The sequence below is a fragment of the Streptomyces sp. NPDC002537 genome, assembly GCF_053594975.1.
Map to the genome: position 1 here is coordinate 75660 of NZ_JBSFWT010000012.1, position 19015 is coordinate 94674.

The window sequence follows — 19015 nt, forward strand, 5'->3', positions numbered from 1 at the left end:
TCCCTGCTGAACCCCTGCTGAAACCTCTCTGAAACCCCTGCTGAAACCCCTTCGAAGAAAAGGAAGTCACGTCATGGCGAACCCGTTCGAGGACACCGAGGGCGTCTACGTCGTGCTGGTCAACGCCGAGGGCCAGCACTCCCTGTGGCCCGCGCACATCGCGCAGCCCGCCGGCTGGACCGTCGCGCACGGCGAGGACACCCGCCAGGCGTGCCTGGAGTTCATCGACCAGAACTGGACCGACCTGATGCCGCAGCCGACCGCGGCAGGCTGACCCACCGCGCCTTCCCACCCCCCGGCCCCACACCCCTTCCCGCAACCCCCCCATCGCATTCATTGGTACCGAGGAGCGTCATGACTCAGCCGAAGGACATATCGACCGGGGAGCGGGACCTGCTCCAGCAGTGGAGCCACGGGCCCCAAAGCCCCCTGGCCGATGTGTCACTGCCGGAACTCTTCGAGGCACAGGCCGCCCGCACCCCCGACGCCACCGCGGTCGTCTGCGGTGACGACGTGCTGTCCTACGCGGAGCTCGACACCCTGGCGAACGGACTGGCCCGGCTGCTGACGGACCGCGGTGTGGGGCCGGGCCGGTTCGTGGCGGTGGCGCTGCCGAGGTCGACCCGGCTGATGGTGGCGCTGCTGGCGGTACAGAAGGCGGGGGCGGCGTACGTCCCGATCGACCCCGAATACCCGGCGGAGCGCATCGCCTACATCCTGCGCGACGCCGCCCCGGCCCTGCTGCTCTCCGAGCGCGAGGTGGCCGCCGCCCTGCCGCCCGTCCCCGCGCTGCTGCTGGACGAGCTGGACGAGCTGGACGAGCTGGACGAGTTGGGCGAGCTCCGTGCCGAGCGCGCGCCCTCCGTGCCCGTCAAGGGGGACCGCCCCGCGTACGTGATCTACACCTCGGGGTCGACCGGCAGGCCCAAGGGCGTCTACGTCGGCCAGCGCGGCCTGGTCAACTTCCTCACCTCCATGGCGGAGTGGTTCCGGCTCGGTGTCACCGACCGCTGGGGCGCGATGGCCTCGGTGGCCTTCGACATGGCCGGACTCGACCTCTACCTGCCGTTGATCTCCGGAGCGGCCGTCGTCCTGGTGGACCGCGATGTCGCACGGGACCCGGCGGCCCTGGCCGAACTCCTCGACCGCCAGGGCGTGACCATCGCCGAGGCCACCCCGAGCCTGTGGCGGGGCCTGGTCGCCCACGACCCCGAGGCGGTGCGCGGGCTCCGGATCGTCGTCGGCGGCGAGGCGCTGCCCGCCGACCTGGCCGATACGCTCCGGCGGTCCGCCGCCGACATCACCAACCTCTACGGCCCCACCGAGACGACGATCTACTCGACACGCGCCGCCGTGGGGGAGACCGTCACCATCGGCCGCCCGATCGACAACACCCAGGTCTACGTGCTCGACCGGGAGCTGCGGCAACTGCCGCCGCAGGAGACCGGCGAGCTCTACATCGCCGGCGCCGGACTCGCGTACGGCTACTGGAACAAGCCCGGCATGTCCGCGGAGCGCTTCGTCGCCGACCCGTACGGGGCACCCGGCACCCGCATGTACCGCACGGGCGACCTGGCGCGCTGGCGGACGGACGGCGAGCTGGAGTACCTCGGCCGGGCCGACGACCAGGTCAAGCTCCGCGGCTTCCGGATCGAGCTCGGGGAGATCGAGGCGGCGCTCGCCCGCTCGCCCCACGTCGCACAGGCCGTGGTCGTCCTGCGGGAGGACCAGCCCGGCGACCAGCGGCTCGTCGGCTATGTCGTCCCCGCCGCGGACGGGCAGCGCCCGGACCCCGCCGGGCTGCGCGAGCTCGCGGCCGCCGTCCTGCCCGCGTACATGGTGCCCGCCACCGTGGTGGTCATGGACGCGCTGCCGTTGACGCCCAACGGCAAGCTGGACCGGCGGAGCCTGCCCGCGCCCGAGTTCACGGGCTCGGCGGACGGACGGGAGGCCCGGACCCCGCAGGAGCGGGCGATGGCGGACCTGTTCGCGGAGGTCCTCGGGGTCGACCGGGTGACCGTCGACGACAGCTTCTTCGACCTGGGCGGCCACTCGCTGCTCGCGACGCGGCTCGTGGGCCGGGTGCGGTCGGCCCTGGGCGTCGAACTCCCCGTACGGGACGTGTTCGAGGCGCCGACGGTGGCGGAACTGGTGGAGCGGCTGGACGGTGCCGAGGGGGCGCGGGCGGCGTTGGTGTCGCGTGAGCGTCCGGAGGTGCTGCCGTTGTCGTCGGCGCAGCACCGGCTGTGGTTCCTGGAGCGTTTCGAGAAGCAGGCCACCTACAACTTGCCCTACGCGTTCCGGCTGCGGGGCCGGGTCGACACGGCGGCACTGCGGGCGGCGGTGCGGGACGTGGTCGGCCGGCACGAGGCACTACGGACGGTGTTCCCCGAAGTGGAGGGCGAGCCTCGTCAGGTGATCCTGGAGCCGGCGGACGCGCGCGTGGACTTCACCGTGACCGAGTGCGCCGCGAGCGACCTGATGGCATGCGCCTCCGCGGCCGCCTTCGCCCCCTTCGCCCTGGAGACCGAACTGCCGGTTCGGGCAGCGCTGTTCACGGCCGGTGACGCGGACGCCCTGTTCGTCCTCGTCCTGCACCACATCGCGGGCGACGGCTGGTCCGAGGAGCCGCTCTTCCGCGATCTCGCGCTGGCCTACCGGGCCCGGCACGCGGGCGAGGAGCCGGTGTGGGAGACGCCGTTGCCCGTGCAGTACGCGGATTACACCCTGTGGCAGCGAGAGCTGCTGGACGATGTCCTCGGCACCCAACTGGACTTCTGGCGCGCGGCACTGGACGGCGCCCCTCAGGAGCTGGCGCTCCCCGCCGACCGCCCGCGCCCGGCCGTGGCGAGTCACGACGGCGGCCTGGTTTCGTTCGAGCTGGACGCCGCCCTGCACGGCCGCCTGGAGGTGCTGGCCAAGCAGCACGGTGTGACGCTGTTCATGGTGCTGCAGGCGGGTCTTGCCGCGTTGTTGTCCCGGATGGGCGGCGGTTCGGACATCCCGCTGGGGACGGTGGTGGCGGGCCGGTCGGACGAGGCGTTGGACGATCTGGTCGGGTTCTTCGTGAACACGCTGGTGTTGCGGACGGATGTGTCGGGCGATCCTGCGTTCGGCGAGTTGCTGGGGCGGGTGCGGGAGACGGATCTGGCGGCGTTCGCGCATCAGGACGTGCCGTTCGAGCGACTGGTGGAGGAGATCAACCCGGACCGTTCGGGTGGACTGCATCCGCTGTTCCAGGTCATGCTCGTCATGCAGAACAACGAGGAGGGAACCCTCGATCTGCCGGGCCTGACCGTCGACCCCACGACCTTCGACTCCGCACCGGCGAAGTTCGACCTGAACGTCGCGTTCACGGAGAACCGGGATGACGCCGGCCTCCCCGCGGGCATCCACGGCGAACTGCAGTTCGCGATGGATCTCTTCGACCGGGCGACGGTGGAGTCCCTTGCCACGCGTCTGGGGCGGTTGCTCGATGGTGTCGCTTCCGACCCAGGGGTGACGGTCGGTTCGGTGGAACTGCTGGATTCCGCCGAGCGTGAGCGGATTGTTTCGGTGTGGAATGCGACGGATCGTGTGGCGCCGGGTGTGCTGGATCGGTGCGTACACGAGGTGTTCGAGGAGCGGGTCGCCGAGGCGCCTGACGCGACGGCGCTGATCTTTGAGGGTGAGCGTGTTTCGTATGCGGAGCTGGATGCGCGTGCGGATGCGCTGGCGGTGCGGCTTCCGGTGTCGGGTGGTGTGGTGGGTGTTCATCTTGAGCGTGGGGTGGACATGGTGGTGGCGTTGTTGGCGGTGCTGAAGTCGGGTGCCGGGTATACGCTGCTGGATCCTGATTTTCCGTCCGAGCGTCTGGCTGCTGTGGTGGCCGAGGCGGGTGTGCGGGTTGTGGTGACGCGTACCGGGCTGAGCGGTGCGGTGGACGGCCTTGAGGTGTCGACCGTGTGTGTTGATGCGTTGTCTGCTGAGGTGCCGGTTGCCGTCGTCGGGGCTGTCGGTCCGGGTGATGTGGCGTGTGTGATGTTTACGTCGGGTTCGACGGGTCGTCCGAAGGGTGTGGCGACGTCGCATCGTGCGCTGTTGGGGACGTATCTGGGTCAGGGTTATGGTGAGTTCGGTGCGGGTGAGGTGTTTTTGCAGTGCTCGCCGGTGTCGTGGGATGGTTTCGCGCTGGAGTTGTTCGGTGCGTTGTTGCATGGTGCGGTGTGTGTGCTGCAGCCGGGGCAGAGTCCTGAGCCGGTGGTGATCGAGCGGTTGGTGGCTGAGCATGGTGTGACGATGCTTCAGTTGTCGGCGAGTCTCTTCAATCATCTTGTGGATGAGTTCCCTGCGGCGTTCGGTGGGGTGAAGGTGGCCTTCACCGGTGGTGAGGTCGGTTCCGTCGCTCATGTGGCGAAGGTTCTGGAGCTGCACCCCGGTCTGCGTGTGGGGAACGGCTACGGCCCGGTGGAGAGCATGGGCTTCACGACCTGCCACGAGGTCGCCCCGGACGATCTGCTGGCCTCGCAGCTCCCGGTTGGCCGTCCTGTTGGGAACAAGCGGGCGTATGTCCTGGACGAGAGTCTGCGTCCGGTCCCGGTGGGTGTGGTGGGTGAGCTGTATGTGGCGGGTGCGGGTCTGGCCCAGGGTTACATCAGCCGTCCGGGTCTGACTGCTGAGCGGTTTGTGGCCTGCCCGTTCGGTGTGGCTGGTGGGCGGATGTACCGTACGGGCGACCTGGCCCGCTGGCGTGCGGATGGTGTGCTGGAGTACGTGGGGCGCGGCGACGACCAGATCAAGGTTCGTGGTTTCCGTGTCGAGCCGGGTGAGATCGCGGCCGTTCTGACCGGTCATGATGCTGTGGTGCAGGCTGCGGTGGTCGCTCGTGAGGGCCGCCTGGTGGCGTACGTCGTGACGAGCGCCCCGATCGAGGGGCCTGGTCTTCGCCGCTACGTGGCCGGGCTGCTGCCCCGCCACATGGTGCCTGCTGCTGTGGTGATCCTCGATGCTCTGCCGCTGACGCCGAACGGCAAGTTGGATCATCGTGCCCTTCCGGTCCCGGAGGTCAAGCCGGAGGCTGATGGCCGTGGTCCGCGTTCGGTGCGGGAGGAGATCCTGTGCGGCATCTTCGCCGAGATCCTCGCGACCCCCGTGGTGGGCATTGACGATGACTTCTTCATGCTGGGCGGTCATTCCCTCCTCGCCACCCGTCTGATCAGTCGCGTCCGTTCCGCTCTCGGTGCCGAGCTCGGCATCCGTGACCTTTTCGACGCACCCACCGTCGCGAGCCTGGCCGAGCGGCTGGGCGATGTGGGAGAGGCGCGTGCGACGCTGGTGTCGCGTGAGCGTCCGGAGGTGCTGCCGTTGTCGTCGGCGCAGCACCGGCTGTGGTTCCTGGAGCGTTTCGAGAAGCAGGCCACCTACAACGTTCCTCTCGCTTTCCGGTTGCACGGCCGTGTCGATGTGGAGGCGCTGCGGGCCGCGGTGGGTGATGTCGTCGCCCGGCACGAGACACTCCGCACTGTGTACCCGGCGGTGGAGGGCGAGCCCCGGCAGGTGCTCCTGGACGCCGATGCCGTACGCGTCGACGTGACGGTCGTCGAGTGCGCGGCGGACGAGCTGGCGGGCGAGCTCTCCCGCGCGGCGTTCTCCCTGTTCGATCTGGAGACGGATCTGCCGATCCGGGTGACGCTCTTCGCGATGGGTGCCGGGGAGTCCGTGCTTCTTCTGACGCTGCATCACATCGCGAGTGACGGTTGGTCCGAGGAGCCGCTGTTCCGGGATTTGGCCTACGCGTATCGGGCTCGGTGCGTGGGTGGGGCTCCGGTGTGGGGTTCGTCGTTGCCGGTGCAGTATGCGGATTACACGTTGTGGCATCGGGAGCTGCTGGAGGAGGTGCTGGATGAGCAACTAGGTTATTGGGGCCGGTCGTTGGACGGAATTCCGGTGGAGCTGGCGCTCCCGGCCGATCGTGAGCGTCCGGTGGTCGCGAGTCATGACGGTGGTCTGGTCGAGTTCTCGCTGAGCAGTGAGCTGCATGTCGGGCTGGAGGCTTTGGCGCGGCGGCATGGTGTGACGTTGTTCATGGTGCTGCAGGCGGGTCTGGCCGCGTTGTTGTCGCGGCTCGGTGCCGGGTCGGACATCCCCCTCGGTACGGTGGTCGCGGGCCGGTCCGACGAGGCACTCGACGATGTCGTGGGCTTCTTCGTCAATACGTTGGTGTTGCGGACGGATGTGTCGGGTGATCCGGCGTTCGAGGATCTTCTCGCCCGGGTGCGGGAGGCGGATCTGGCGGCGTTCGCGCATCAGGATGTGCCGTTCGAGCGGTTGGTGGAGGAGATCAACCCGGACCGCTCGGGTTCCCGGCACCCGCTGTTCCAGGTCATGCTGGTCCTCCAGAACAACGCGGAAGGCCGGCTGGAACTGCCCGGTTTGACCGTCGAGCGCGAGCTCGTCACCGGCACCCCCGCGAAGTTCGACCTGAACTTCAACTTCGTCGAGGAGCGCGACAGCACGGGAACCCCGACGGGAATCGTCGGAGAGCTGGAGTTCGCTGTCGACCTCTTCGACCAGGCGACCGCGCATTCCTTCGCGGACCGTCTGGTGCGGTTGCTGGAGCAGGCCGGTTCTGGTTCCGCGGTTTCCATCGGTTCGCTGGCGCTGTTCGACTCGGTGGCGGAGGAGCGGGAGTGCTTGGCGCGTGCGGAGCGTGCGCGTGCCGGGATCGTGGTGGCTGCGGAGGATGTCAAGTCTGTTGGCCGTGGGCCGCGTTCGGCACGTGAGGAGATCTTGTGCGGGTTGTTCGCCGAGGTCCTGGGTGTGCCGGTGGTCGGGGTGGAGGACAATTTCTTCGCTCTGGGTGGCCATTCGCTGCTGGCGACGCGTTTGATCAGCCGGGTGCGGTCGGTGCTGGGCGCGGAGCTGGGCATCCGCGACTTGTTCCGCAATCCGACCGTGGCCGGGGTCGCCGAGCGCCTGGCGGACGGCGGACAGGCCCGTAAGGCCCTGACAGCAGCGGAGCAACGGCCCGAGACGCTGCCGTTGTCGCCGGCGCAGCACCGGCTGTGGTTCCTGGAGCGCTTCGAGAAGCAGGCCACCTACAACGCGCCCTTCGCGTTCCGGCTGCGCGGGCGGGTCGATGCCGAGGCGCTGCGGGCCGCGGTGGGTGATGTCGTCGGTCGGCATGAGGCGTTGCGTACGGTGTTCCCGGCGGTGGAGGGGGAGCCTCGGCAGTGCGTACGAAACATCGATGAGGCGGAGGTCGCCTTCGCGGTCGTCGAGTGCGCGGCGGATGAGCTGGCGGGCGAGCTCTCCCGCGCGGCGTTCACCCTGTTCGATCTGGAGACGGATCTGCCGATCCGGGTGACGCTCTTCACGATGGGTGCCGGGGAGTCCGTGCTTCTTCTGACTCTGCATCATATTGCGAGTGATGGTTGGTCGGAGCGGCCGCTGTTGGAGGATCTGGCGTTGGCCTATCGGGCCCGTCGGGTGGGGAAGGTTCCGGAGTGGGCGGCGCCGTTGCCGGTGCAGTATGCGGACTACACGCTGTGGCAGCGGGACCTTCTGGACGAGGTTCTTGGCGAGCAGCTGGACTACTGGGGCCGGGCGCTGGACGGTGTGCCGCAGGAGTTGGCGCTGCCGATGGACCGGCCACGGCCGGCGGTCGCGAGCCACGACGGTGGCCTGGTCGAGTTCGATCTGGGCGCGGAGCTGCACGCCAGGCTGGACGAGCTCGCCCGGCAGCACGGCGTGACGCTGTTCATGGTGCTGCAGGCCGGTCTGGCCGCGCTGTTGTCGCGGCTCGGCGCCGGGCCGGATGTCCCTTTCGGCACAGTGGTGGCGGGGCGGTCCGACGAAGCGCTCGATGACCTGGTCGGGTTCTTCGTGAACACGTTGGTGTTGCGGACGGATGTGTCGGGTGATCCGGCGTTCGAGGATCTTCTTGCGCGGGTGCGGGAGGCGGATCTGGCGGCGTTCGCGCATCAGGATGTGCCGTTCGAGCGGTTGGTGGAGGAGATCAACCCGGACCGCTCGGGTTCCCGGCATCCCTTGTTCCAGGTGATGCTGGTTCTCCAGAACAATGCGGAGGGGAGCTTCGAGCTTCCGGGCCTGGTGATCGAGGAGGAGCCGACCGGCGCGATTCCGGCGAAGTTCGATCTCAACTTCTCCTTCACGGAGGATCGGGACGGCGATGGACTTCCGACGGGCATCCGGGGCGAATTGATCTTCGCGACCGACCTGTTCGACCAGGCCACCGCTCAGTCGTTTGCGAACCGTCTGCGGTTCCTGCTCGACGGGGTGTCGGTCGATCCGCAGGCTCGGGTCGGCTCGGTGGAGTTGCTGAGTGCCGAAGAGCGCGACCAGGTTCTGTCGGTGTGGAATGCGACGGATCGTGTGGCGTCGGGTGTGCTGGACCGGTGTGTGCATGAGGTGTTCGAGGAGCGCGCTGTCCGGACACCCGATGCGACGGCCCTGATCTTCGGTGATGAGCGTGTCAGTTATGGGGAGTTGAATTCGCGGGCTGATCGTCTGGCGTCGTGGTTGGGTGCGTCGGGTGGTGTGGTGGGTGTTCATCTTGAGCGTGGGGTGGACATGGTGGTGGCGTTGCTGGCGGTGCTGAAGTCGGGTGCCGGGTATACGCTGCTGGATCCTGATTTTCCGTCCGAGCGTCTGGCTGCTGTGGTGGCCGAGGCGGGTGTGCGGGTCGTGGTGACGCGTACTGGGCTGAGCGGTGCGGTGGACGGCCTTGAGGTGTCGACCGTGTGTGTTGATGCGTTGCCCGCTGAGGTGCCGGTTGCCGTCGTCGGGGCTGTCGGTCCGGGTGATGTGGCGTGTGTGATGTTCACGTCGGGTTCGACGGGTCGTCCGAAGGGTGTGGCGACGTCGCATCGTGCGTTGTTGGGGACGTATCTGGGTCAGGATTATGGTGAGTTCGGTTCGGGTGAGGTGTTTTTGCAGTGCTCGCCGGTGTCGTGGGATGGTTTCGCGCTGGAGTTGTTCGGTGCGTTGTTGCATGGTGCGGTGTGTGTGCTGCAGCCGGGGCAGAGTCCTGAGCCTGTGGTGATCGAGCGGTTGGTGGCTGAGCATGGTGTGACGATGCTTCAGCTGTCGGCGAGTCTCTTCAACCACCTCGTCGACGAATTCCCTGCGGCGTTCGGTGGGGTGAAGGTGGCCTTCACCGGTGGTGAGGTCGGCTCCGTCGCCCACGTGGCGAAGATCCTCGACCTTTTCCCCGGTCTGCGTGTGGGGAACGGCTACGGCCCGGTCGAGAGCATGGGTTTCACCACCTGCCACGAGGTCGTAACGGCCGATCTGGATACGCCCCGGCTGCCGATCGGCCGGCCTGTGGGCAACAAGCGGGCCTATGTTCTTGACGGCAGTCTGCGTCCGGTTCCTGTCGGTGTGGTCGGCGAGGTCTACGTTGCCGGTGCGGGCCTGGCCCGTGGTTATATCAGTCGTCCGGGTCTGACGGCGGAGCGTTTCGTTGCCTGCCCGTTCGGTGCCGGCGGTGAGCGGATGTACCGTACGGGCGACCTGGCCCGCTGGCGTGCGGACGGTGTGCTGGAGTATGTGGGGCGCGGTGATGATCAGGTCAAGGTTCGTGGTTTCCGTGTCGAGCCGGGTGAGGTCGCGGCCGTCCTGACCGGTCACGACATGGTGGTGCAGGCTGCGGTGGTCGCTCGTGAGGACCGTCCCGGTGACGTCCGCCTGGTTGCCTATGTGGTCCTGACGGACCCGGTCGACCCGACAGAACTCCGCCGCCATGCGGTCGCATCGCTCCCGCGCCATATGGTGCCCGCGGCCGTGGTTGTGCTCGATGCTCTGCCGCTGACGCCGAACGGCAAGTTGGATCATCGTGCTCTTCCGGTCCCGGAGGTCAAGCCGGAGGCTGATGGCCGTGGTCCGCGTTCGGTGCGGGAGGAGATCCTGTGCGGCATCTTCGCCGAGATCCTCGCGACCCCCGTGGTGGGCATTGACGATGACTTCTTCATGCTGGGCGGTCATTCCCTCCTCGCCACCCGTCTGATCAGCCGCGTCCGTTCCGCTCTCGGTGCCGAGCTCGGCATCCGTGACCTCTTCGACGCACCCACCGTCGCGAGCCTGGCCGAGCGGCTGGGCGATGTGGGAGAGGCGCGTGCGGCGTTGGTGTCGCGTGAGCGTCCGGAGGTGCTGCCGTTGTCGTCGGCGCAGCACCGGCTGTGGTTCCTGGAGCGCTTCGAGAAGCAGGCCACCTACAACGCGCCTTTCGCTTTCCGCCTCCACGGCCAGGTCGACGCGGACGCTCTCCGCGCGGCGGTCACCGATGTCGTCGCCCGGCACGAGACACTCCGCACCCGCTTCCCCGCCGTCGACGGCGAACCCCGTCAACTCGTGCTGGAATCCGCTGATGTACGGGTGGACTTCACCGTCGTCGAGTGCCGGGAACACGAACTGGCGGAGCGGGTCCCGGGTGCCGCGTTCACACCGTTCGACTTGGAGGGTGAGATCCCCATCCGGGTGACGCTGTTCACCGTCGGTGCCACCGAGTCCGTACTGCTGCTGACGCTGCACCACATCGCGAGTGACGGCTGGTCGGAGGCGCCCTTGCTCGCCGACCTGGCCCATGCCTACCGGGCCCGGTGCGCGGGTGAGGCGCCGGTGTGGGTGCCGTTGCCGGTGCAGTACGCGGACTACACCCTCTGGCAGCGCGACCTCCTCGCCGAAGTCCTCGACGGCCAACTCGCCTACTGGCGGCAGACACTGGAGGACGTTCCCCAAGAGCTCGCCCTGCCCTTCGACCGTGAGCGACCGGCGACAGCCAGCCATGAGGGTGACCTGGTCGAGTTCACCCTGAGCAGCGAGTTGCACGTCAAGCTGGAGGCTCTGGCCCGGCAGCACGGTGTGACGTTGTTCATGGTGCTGCAGGCTGGCCTGGCCGCGTTGTTGTCGCGGCTCGGTGCCGGGTCGGACATTCCCCTCGGTACGGTGGTGGCGGGTCGGTCCGACGAGGCGCTCGACGATCTGGTCGGGTTCTTCGTCAACACGCTCGTCCTGCGGACGGACGTCTCCGGTGACCCCGCGTTCAGCGATCTGCTGGCCCGCGTCCGTGAGACGGACCTCGCCGCGTTCGCGCACCAGGACGTCCCCTTCGAGCGACTGGTCGAGGAGGTGAACCCGGACCGTTCGGGGTCGCGACACCCCTTGTTCCAGGTCATGGTGGTCCTCCAGAACAACGCAGAAGGCCGGCTGGAACTGCCCGGCCTGACCGCCGAGACAGAGCCCTTCGGGATGGTTCCCTCGAAGTTCGACCTCGACTTCACCTTTGTCGAGGCGCGTGACAGCACGGGCAACCCCGCAGGCATCCAGGGCCTTGCCGTGTTCGCCACGGACCTCTTCGACCGGGCGACCGCGATGTCCTTCGCGGACCGCATGGTGCGGCTGCTCGATCAGGTCGGGGACGACTTCACGGCCTCTGTGGGATCGCTCGTGCTGTTTGATTCGGCGGCGGAGGAGCGGGAGTGCTTGGCGCGTGCGGAGCGTGCGCGTGCCGGGATCGCGGTGGCTGCGGAGGATGTCAAGTCTGTTGGCCGTGGGCCGCGTTCGCTGCGTGAGGAGATCTTGTGCGGGTTGTTCGCCGAGATCCTGGATGTACCCGTGGTGGGGGTGGAGGACAATTTCTTCGCCCTGGGTGGTCATTCGCTGCTGGCGACGCGTTTGATCAGCCGGGTGCGGTCGGTGCTGGGTGCGGAGCTGGGCATCCGCGACTTGTTCCGCAATCCGACGGTGGCGGGTGTCGCCGGGTGCCTCGACGACGGCGGAACGGCCCGTACAGCGCTACGAGCGGTGGAGGCGCGGCCCGATGTCCTGCCGTTGTCGTCGGCGCAGCACCGGCTGTGGTTCCTGGAGCGCTTCGAGTCGCAGGCCACCTACAACGCCCCGTTCGCTTTCCGCCTGCGCGGCCGGGTCGACGCCGAGGCGCTGCGAGCAGCCATGCGCGATGTGATCGGCCGGCATGAGGCACTGCGTACGGTGTTCCCGGCAGCGGACGGCGATCCGCGGCAGCGGATCCTGAGCGCCGAGGAAGCACCGCTCGACTTCACCGTGGTGGAATGCTCGGAGCGGGATCTGGCGGACCGGATATCGGGTTCGGCTCTCTCTCCCTTCGATCTGGAGTCCGAACTCCCCATCAGAGGCACTTTGTTCATGGTGGGTGCCGGGGAGTCCGTGCTTCTTCTGACTCTGCATCATATTGCGAGTGATGGTTGGTCGGAGCGGCCGCTGTTGGAGGATCTGGCGTTGGCCTATCGGGCCCGTCGGGTGGGGAAGGTTCCGGAGTGGGTGGCGCCGTTGCCGGTGCAGTATGCGGATTACACGCTGTGGCAGCGGGACCTTCTGGACGAGGTTCTTGGCGAGCAGCTGGACTACTGGGGCCGGGCGCTGGACGGTGTGCCGCAGGAGTTGGCGCTGCCGATGGACCGGCCACGGCCGGCGGTCGCGAGCCACAACAGCGGCCTGGTCGAATTCGACCTCGGCGCTGAGCTGCACACCAGGCTGGACGAGCTCGCCCGGCAGCATGGTGTGACGCTGTTCATGGTGCTGCAGGCGGGGCTCGCGGCCACACTCTCCCGACTGGGCGCAGGACCGGACATCCCCGTCGGCACCGTTGTCGCGGGCCGGTCGGACGAGGCGTTGGACGATCTGGTCGGGTTCTTCGTCAATACGTTGGTGTTGCGGACGGATGTGTCGGGTGATCCGGCGTTCGAGGATCTTCTCGCGCGGGTGCGGGAGGCGGATCTGGCGGCGTTCGCGCATCAGGATGTGCCGTTCGAGCGGTTGGTGGAGGAGATCAACCCGGACCGCTCGGGTTCCCGGCATCCCTTGTTCCAGGTCATGCTGGTCCTCCAGAACAATGCGGAGGGGAGCTTCGAGCTTCCGGGCCTGGTGATCGAGGAGGAGCCGACCGGTGAGGTTCCGGCGAAGTTTGACCTCAACTTCGCTTTCGTGGAGGAGAGGGACGCTTCCGGGCTTCCGGCAGGCATTCGTGGTGAGCTGCTCTTCGCAACCGACCTTTTCGACCGGTCCACGGCTCAGTCGATCGCGGACCGCGTGCGGAGCCTGCTCGACGGGGCATCGGCCGACCCCAAGGCCCCCGTCGGCTCGGTCGAACTCCTGAGCCCCCAGGAACGCGACCAGGTTCTGTCGGTGTGGAATGCGACGGATCGTGTGGCATCGGGTGTGCTGGATCGGTGCGTACACGAGGTGTTCGAGGAGCGGGTCGCCGAGGCGCCTGACGCGACGGCGCTGATCTTTGAGGGTGAGCGTGTTTCGTATGCGGAGCTGGATGCGCGTGCGGATGCGCTGGCGGTGCGGCTTCCGGTGTCGGGTGGTGTGGTGGGTGTTCATCTTGAGCGTGGGGTGGACATGGTGGTGGCGTTGCTGGCGGTGCTGAAGTCGGGTGCCGGGTATACGCTGCTGGATCCTGATTTTCCGTCCGAGCGTCTGGCTGCTGTGGTGGCTGAGGCGGGTGTGCGGGTTGTGGTGACGCGTACCGGGCTGAGCGTGTCCATGGACGGGCTCGACGTGTCGACCGTCTGCGTCGACTCCCTGCCGGATGGGCCGCGGAGCGCTGCGGTAGCAGCTGTCGGTCCGGGTGATGTGGCGTGTGTGATGTTTACGTCGGGTTCGACGGGTCGTCCGAAGGGTGTGGCGACGTCGCATCGTGCGCTGTTGGGCACGTATCTGGGTCAGGATTACGGTGAGTTCGGTGCGGGTGAGGTGTTTTTGCAGTGCTCGCCGGTGTCGTGGGATGGTTTTGCGCTGGAGTTGTTCGGTGCGTTGTTGCATGGTGCGGTGTGTGTGCTGCAGCCGGGGCAGAGTCCTGAGCCTGTGGTGATCGAGCGGTTGGTGGCTGAGCATGGTGTGACGATGCTTCAGCTGTCGGCGAGTCTCTTCAATCATCTTGTGGATGAGTTCCCTGCGGCGTTCGGTGGGGTGAAGGTGGCCTTCACCGGTGGTGAGGTCGGTTCCGTCGCCCATGTGGCGAAGGTTCTGGAGCTGCACCCTGGTCTGCGTGTGGGGAACGGCTACGGCCCGGTGGAGAGCATGGGCTTCACCACCTGCCATGCGGTGGAGTCGGCGGATCTCGCGAGTCCCCGGTTGCCGATCGGCCGGCCTGTGGGCAACAAGCGGGCCTATGTTCTGGACGGTAGTCTGCGTCCGGTTCCTGTCGGTGTGGTCGGTGAGGTGTATGTCGCCGGTGCGGGTCTGGCCCGTGGCTATATCAGTCGTCCGGGTCTGACGGCGGAGCGTTTTGTGGCCTGCCCGTTCGGTACTGGCGGTGAGCGGATGTACCGTACGGGCGACCTGGCCCGGTGGCGTGCGGATGGTGTGCTGGAGTATGTGGGGCGCGGCGACGACCAGGTCAAGGTTCGTGGTTTCCGTGTCGAGCCGGGTGAGATCGCGGCCGTCCTGACCGGTCACGGTGCTGTGGTGCAGGCTGCGGTGGTCGCTCGTGAGGACCGTCCCGGTGACGTCCGCCTGGTTGCCTATGTGGTCCTGACGGACCCGGTCGACCCGACAGAACTCCGCCGCCACGCGGCCGCATCGCTCCCGCGCCACATGGTGCCCGCTGCTGTGGTTGTGCTCGATGCTCTGCCGCTGACGCCGAACGGCAAGCTGGATCATCGTGCTCTTCCGGTCCCGGAGGTCAAGCCGGAGGCTGATGGCCGTGGTCCGCGTTCGGTGCGGGAGGAGATCCTGTGCGGCATCTTCGCCGAGATCCTCGCCACTCCCGTAGTGGGCATTGACGATGACTTCTTCATGCTGGGCGGTCATTCCCTCCTCGCCACCCGTCTGATCAGCCGCGTCCGTTCCGCTCTCGGTGCCGAGCTCGGCATCCGTGACCTTTTCGACGCACCCACCGTCGCGAGCCTGGTCGAACGGCTCAAGGGAGCCGCCGGCACCCGTACGGCGCTGACGGCCGCACAAGAGCGCCCCGATCGGCTGCCGTTGTCGTCCGCGCAGCACCGGCTGTGGTTCCTGGAGCGCTTCGAGAAGCAGGCCACCTACAATGCGCCTTTCGCTTTTCGCCTCCACGGCCAGGTCGATGCGGACGCTCTCCGCGCGGCGGTCACCGATGTCGTCGCCCGGCACGAGACACTCCGCACCCGCTTCCCCGCCGTCGACGGCGAGCCGTACCAACTGATCCTGGACATCGCCGATATACAGGTCGATTTCACCGTCGTCCCGTGCTCCGAGCCGGAGATCGCCGAGCAGGTGTCCCGCGCGGCTTTCGCGCCGTTCGATCTGGAGAACGAGCTCCCCGTCCGCGTGACGCTGTTCACCGTCGGCGCCACCGAATCCGTACTCCTCCTGGCACTGCATCACATCGCCAGTGACGGCTGGTCCGAGCGGCCGTTGCTCGCGGATCTGGCCCATGCCTACCGGGCCCGGTGCGCGGGCGAGGTGCCCGCGTGGGCTCCGCTGCCGGTGCAGTACGCGGACTACACCCTCTGGCAGCGCGACCTCATGGCCGAAGTTCTCGACGATCAACTCGCCTACTGGCGTCGGTCGTTGGACTCCATCCCTCAGGAGCTCGCCCTGCCCGCCGACCGCCCGCGTCCCGCGGTGCCCGGCCACAACGGCGGTCTCGTCGAGTTCGACCTCGGCGCGGAACTGCACGTCGAACTGGCCGAGCTCGCCCGGCAGCACGGTGTGACGCTGTTCATGGTGTTGCAGGCGGGTCTGGCAGCGTTGTTGTCGCGGCTCGGTGCCGGGTCGGACATCCCCCTCGGCACGGTGGTCGCGGGCCGGTCCGACGAGGCGCTCGACGATCTGGTCGGGTTCTTCGTCAACACGCTCGTCCTGCGGACGGACGTCTCCGGTGACCCCGCGTTCAGCGATCTGCTGGCCCGCGTCCGTGAGACGGACCTCGCCGCGTTCGCGCACCAGGACGTCCCCTTCGAGCGGCTGGTCGAGGAGATCAACCCCGTACGGTCCGGGACGCTGCACCCCCTCTTCCAGGTGATGCTCGTCCTCCAGAACAACGCCGAAGGCGCCATCGAGCTCCCGGGCCTCTCCGTCGAGCCCGAGCCGTTCGGCTCCACCCCGCCCAAGTTCGATCTCGACTTCACCTTCGTCGAGGAACGCGACCGGGCCGGGAACCCCACCGGCATCAGCGGATTCGTGAACTTCTCCGCCGACCTCTTCGACCCGGCGACCGCCACGTCCCTCGCCGAACGGCTGCGGCTGCTGCTGCACGGCGTGGCCGCCGATCCCGAGGCGGCCATCGGGTCCCTGGACCTGCTCGGCGCCGAGGAGCGGAGCCGGATCGTCACGGAGTGGAACGACACCGGCCGGACCCGGACGGACGCGCGCCTCCTCCCGGAGATCTTCGAGGCGAACGCGCGGCGCGCCCCGTACGAGACCGCCCTGGTCGCCGCCGACGCCACCCTCACCTTCGCTGAACTCCAGGCGCGGGCCAACCGGTTGGCGCGGCTCCTGATCGAGCGGGGTGCCGGACCGGACCGCGGCGTGGCCGTCCTGCTGCCGCGCTCGGCCGACCTCGTCGTCACCCTGCTGGCCGTGCTCAAGTCCGGTGCCTGCTACATCCCCGTCGACCCGGAGTACCCGGCGGAGCGGATCGCGCTCATCCTCGCGGACTCCGGAGCGGCCGTGCTCGTCACCGACGCGCACGGCGTGGAACGCGCGGCCGGGGCACCGCTCCCCGCCGTGGTCCGCCTGGACGCCGTCGGCACGCGGCCGGCGCGGTTCCCGGACACCGACGTCACCGACGCGGACCGCCGGTGCCCGTTGCTGCCCACCCACCCCGCGTACCTCGTCTACACCTCCGGGTCGACGGGCCGCCCGAAGGGTGTGCTGGTCGAGCACCGGGCCCTGGCCAACCTCTTCCACGCGCACACCGCCGACGTCTACGGCGTCGATGTCACCGCTCCTGGCGGCCGCCGCATCCGGGCCGCGCTGACCGGGGCGATGACCTTCGACGCCTCCTGGAGCCCGCTGATCTGGATGCTCGCCGGGCACGAACTGCACCTCGTCGACGACGAGACCCGCCGCGCCCCCGACGCCCTGGTCGCCTACGCGGCCCGCGAGGGCATCGACTACATGGAGATGACCCCGACGTACTGCCGGCAGCTGCTGGAACTCGGGCTGCTGGCGCCCGGACAGCCCGCGCGCCCCGCGCTCCTGGAGATCGGCGGCGAGGCGGCCGACGAGGCCCTGTGGGCCGACCTGGGCAAGGCCGCGGGCGCCGGGACCGTCACGTACAACACGTACGGCCCCACCGAGTGCACGGTCTACACCACCTACGCCCGCGTCGACGAGCACGAGCGCCCGGTCATCGGCAGGCCGCTCACGAACCACCGGGCCTACGTCCTCGACGAGGGCCTGCGCCCGGTGCCCGCCGGGGTGGTCGGTGAACTGTACGTCGCCGGCGCGGGCCTGGCCCGCGGATACGTCAACCGGCCGGGCCTGACCGCGGAACGGTTCGTGGCCTGCCCGTTCGGCACGGAGGGCGAGCGCATGTACCGCACCGGCGACCTCGTCCGCTGGCGCTCCGACGGCGTCCTGGAGTACCTGGGACGGGCCGACGACCAGGTCAAGATCCGGGGCTTCCGGATCGAACCCGGCGAGGTGGCCGCCGCGTTGACCACCCACGACGCGGTCGCCCAGGCCGCGGCGGTGGCACGCGAGGACCGGCCCGGCGACGTCCGGCTCGTGGCCTACGCGGTCCTCGCCCGGGAAGGAGCGGCCGACGAGGCCGGGCTGCACCGCCACCTGGCCGGAATGCTGCCCCGCCACACGGTGCCCGCCGCCGTCGTGCTCCTGGACACGCTCCCGATGACACCGAACGGCAAGCTCGACCTCCGTGCCCTGCCCGCCCCCGAAGCCGGGGGAGGCCACGGCGGCCGCGGCCCGCGCACGGTGCAGGAACGCATCCTGCGCGAAGTGTTCGCCGACGTCCTGGAGGCGCCGTCCGTCGGCATCGACGACGACTTCTTCATGCTCGGCGGGCACTCCATCAAGGCCGCTCAACTCGTCGGCCGCGCCCGCGCCGCGCTCGGCGTGGACATCGGCATCCGCGACCTGTTCGACGCTCCCACGGTGGCCGCGCTCGCCGAACACCTCAGCACCGGAGGCGGCAGCGAACCGCTCTCCGCCCTGCTGCCCCTGCGCAAGGGGCAGGACCCGGACGCGACCCCGGTCTTCTGCGTCCACCCCGCGGCCGGGATCAGCTGGGTGTACTCCGGGCTGCTGCGCCACCTCGACCCCGGCCGGCCCGTCTACGGACTCCAGGCACGCGGACTGACCGACCCCGACGCGGCGCCCGGGACCATCGGGGACATGGCCGAGGACTACCTGGCCCTGATCCGCTCCGTACGGCCGCACGGCCCGTACGCCCTCCTCGGCTGGTCCTTCGGCGGCATCGTCGCCCACGAGCTGGCCGTCCGGCTCCAGGAGGACGGCGAGGACGTCGAATCCCTCGTCCTGCTGGACAGCTACCCCGCGCTCGCGGGCCCGCCCGCGGACCGGACGGAGGAGCTCTCCGAAGCGGAGGCGCTGCGGGCGGTCCACGAATCGCTCGGACACGACCCGGACGCGGGCGGCTCGCCCGACAGCCCGCTCGCCCTCCTCGGAGAGGAGCGGGTGGGGGCGCTGACACGGGTGTTCCTCGGGAACGCGCGCATGCAGGACGCCTTCGTGTCCCGGGTGTTCCGGGGGAGCGTGCTGTTCGTCCGGGCGACGGAGGGAGCGGAGCGGCGGCCCGCCGAGTGGGCGCCGTACGTGACCGGTCCGCTCGAAGTGTGCGAGGTGGCCGGGCGGCACGGCGAGCTGTTGCGGCCCGCGCACACGGAGGTGATGGGACCGGTCATCGCCGCCTGGTGCGGCGAGCCCCGCCACTAGACCGCCGACCGCCGGACCGCGAGAGTGCGGAGCGCCGCCGTCACCATGGCCGTGACACCCGTCGCCGTCGGCGGCGCGGCGCCCCGCACTCGGCGCGGGGAACGGCGAACGGTCCAGCGGCGGAGCCCCCGTT

The 19015-nt window shown here is 68.8% G+C and carries 2 protein-coding genes; both read left to right on the top strand.

Annotation, left to right across the window (positions count from 1 at the left end; translation table 11 throughout):
- Positions 1-73: 73 nt before the first annotated feature.
- Positions 74-274 carry an MbtH family protein gene (locus ACWD4A_RS08450; protein ID WP_451191067.1) on the top strand — a complete coding sequence of 67 codons (201 nt, stop codon included), beginning with the start codon at positions 74-76 and terminating at the stop codon, positions 272-274.
- Positions 275-354: 80 nt separating this feature from the next.
- Complete coding sequence (locus tag ACWD4A_RS08455) at positions 355-18882, top strand: non-ribosomal peptide synthase/polyketide synthase (RefSeq protein WP_451191070.1); 18528 nt, start codon at positions 355-357, stop codon at positions 18880-18882.
- The last annotated feature ends 133 nt before the right edge of the window (positions 18883-19015 follow it).

Excerpts from the sequence above, each read along its gene's own strand:
- ACWD4A_RS08450 (WP_451191067.1), top strand. The coding sequence starts at position 74 with ATGGCGAACCCGTTCGAGGACACCGAGGGCGTCTACGTCGTGCTGGTC.
- ACWD4A_RS08455 (WP_451191070.1), top strand. The coding sequence starts at position 355 with ATGACTCAGCCGAAGGACATATCGACCGGGGAGCGGGACCTGCTCCAG.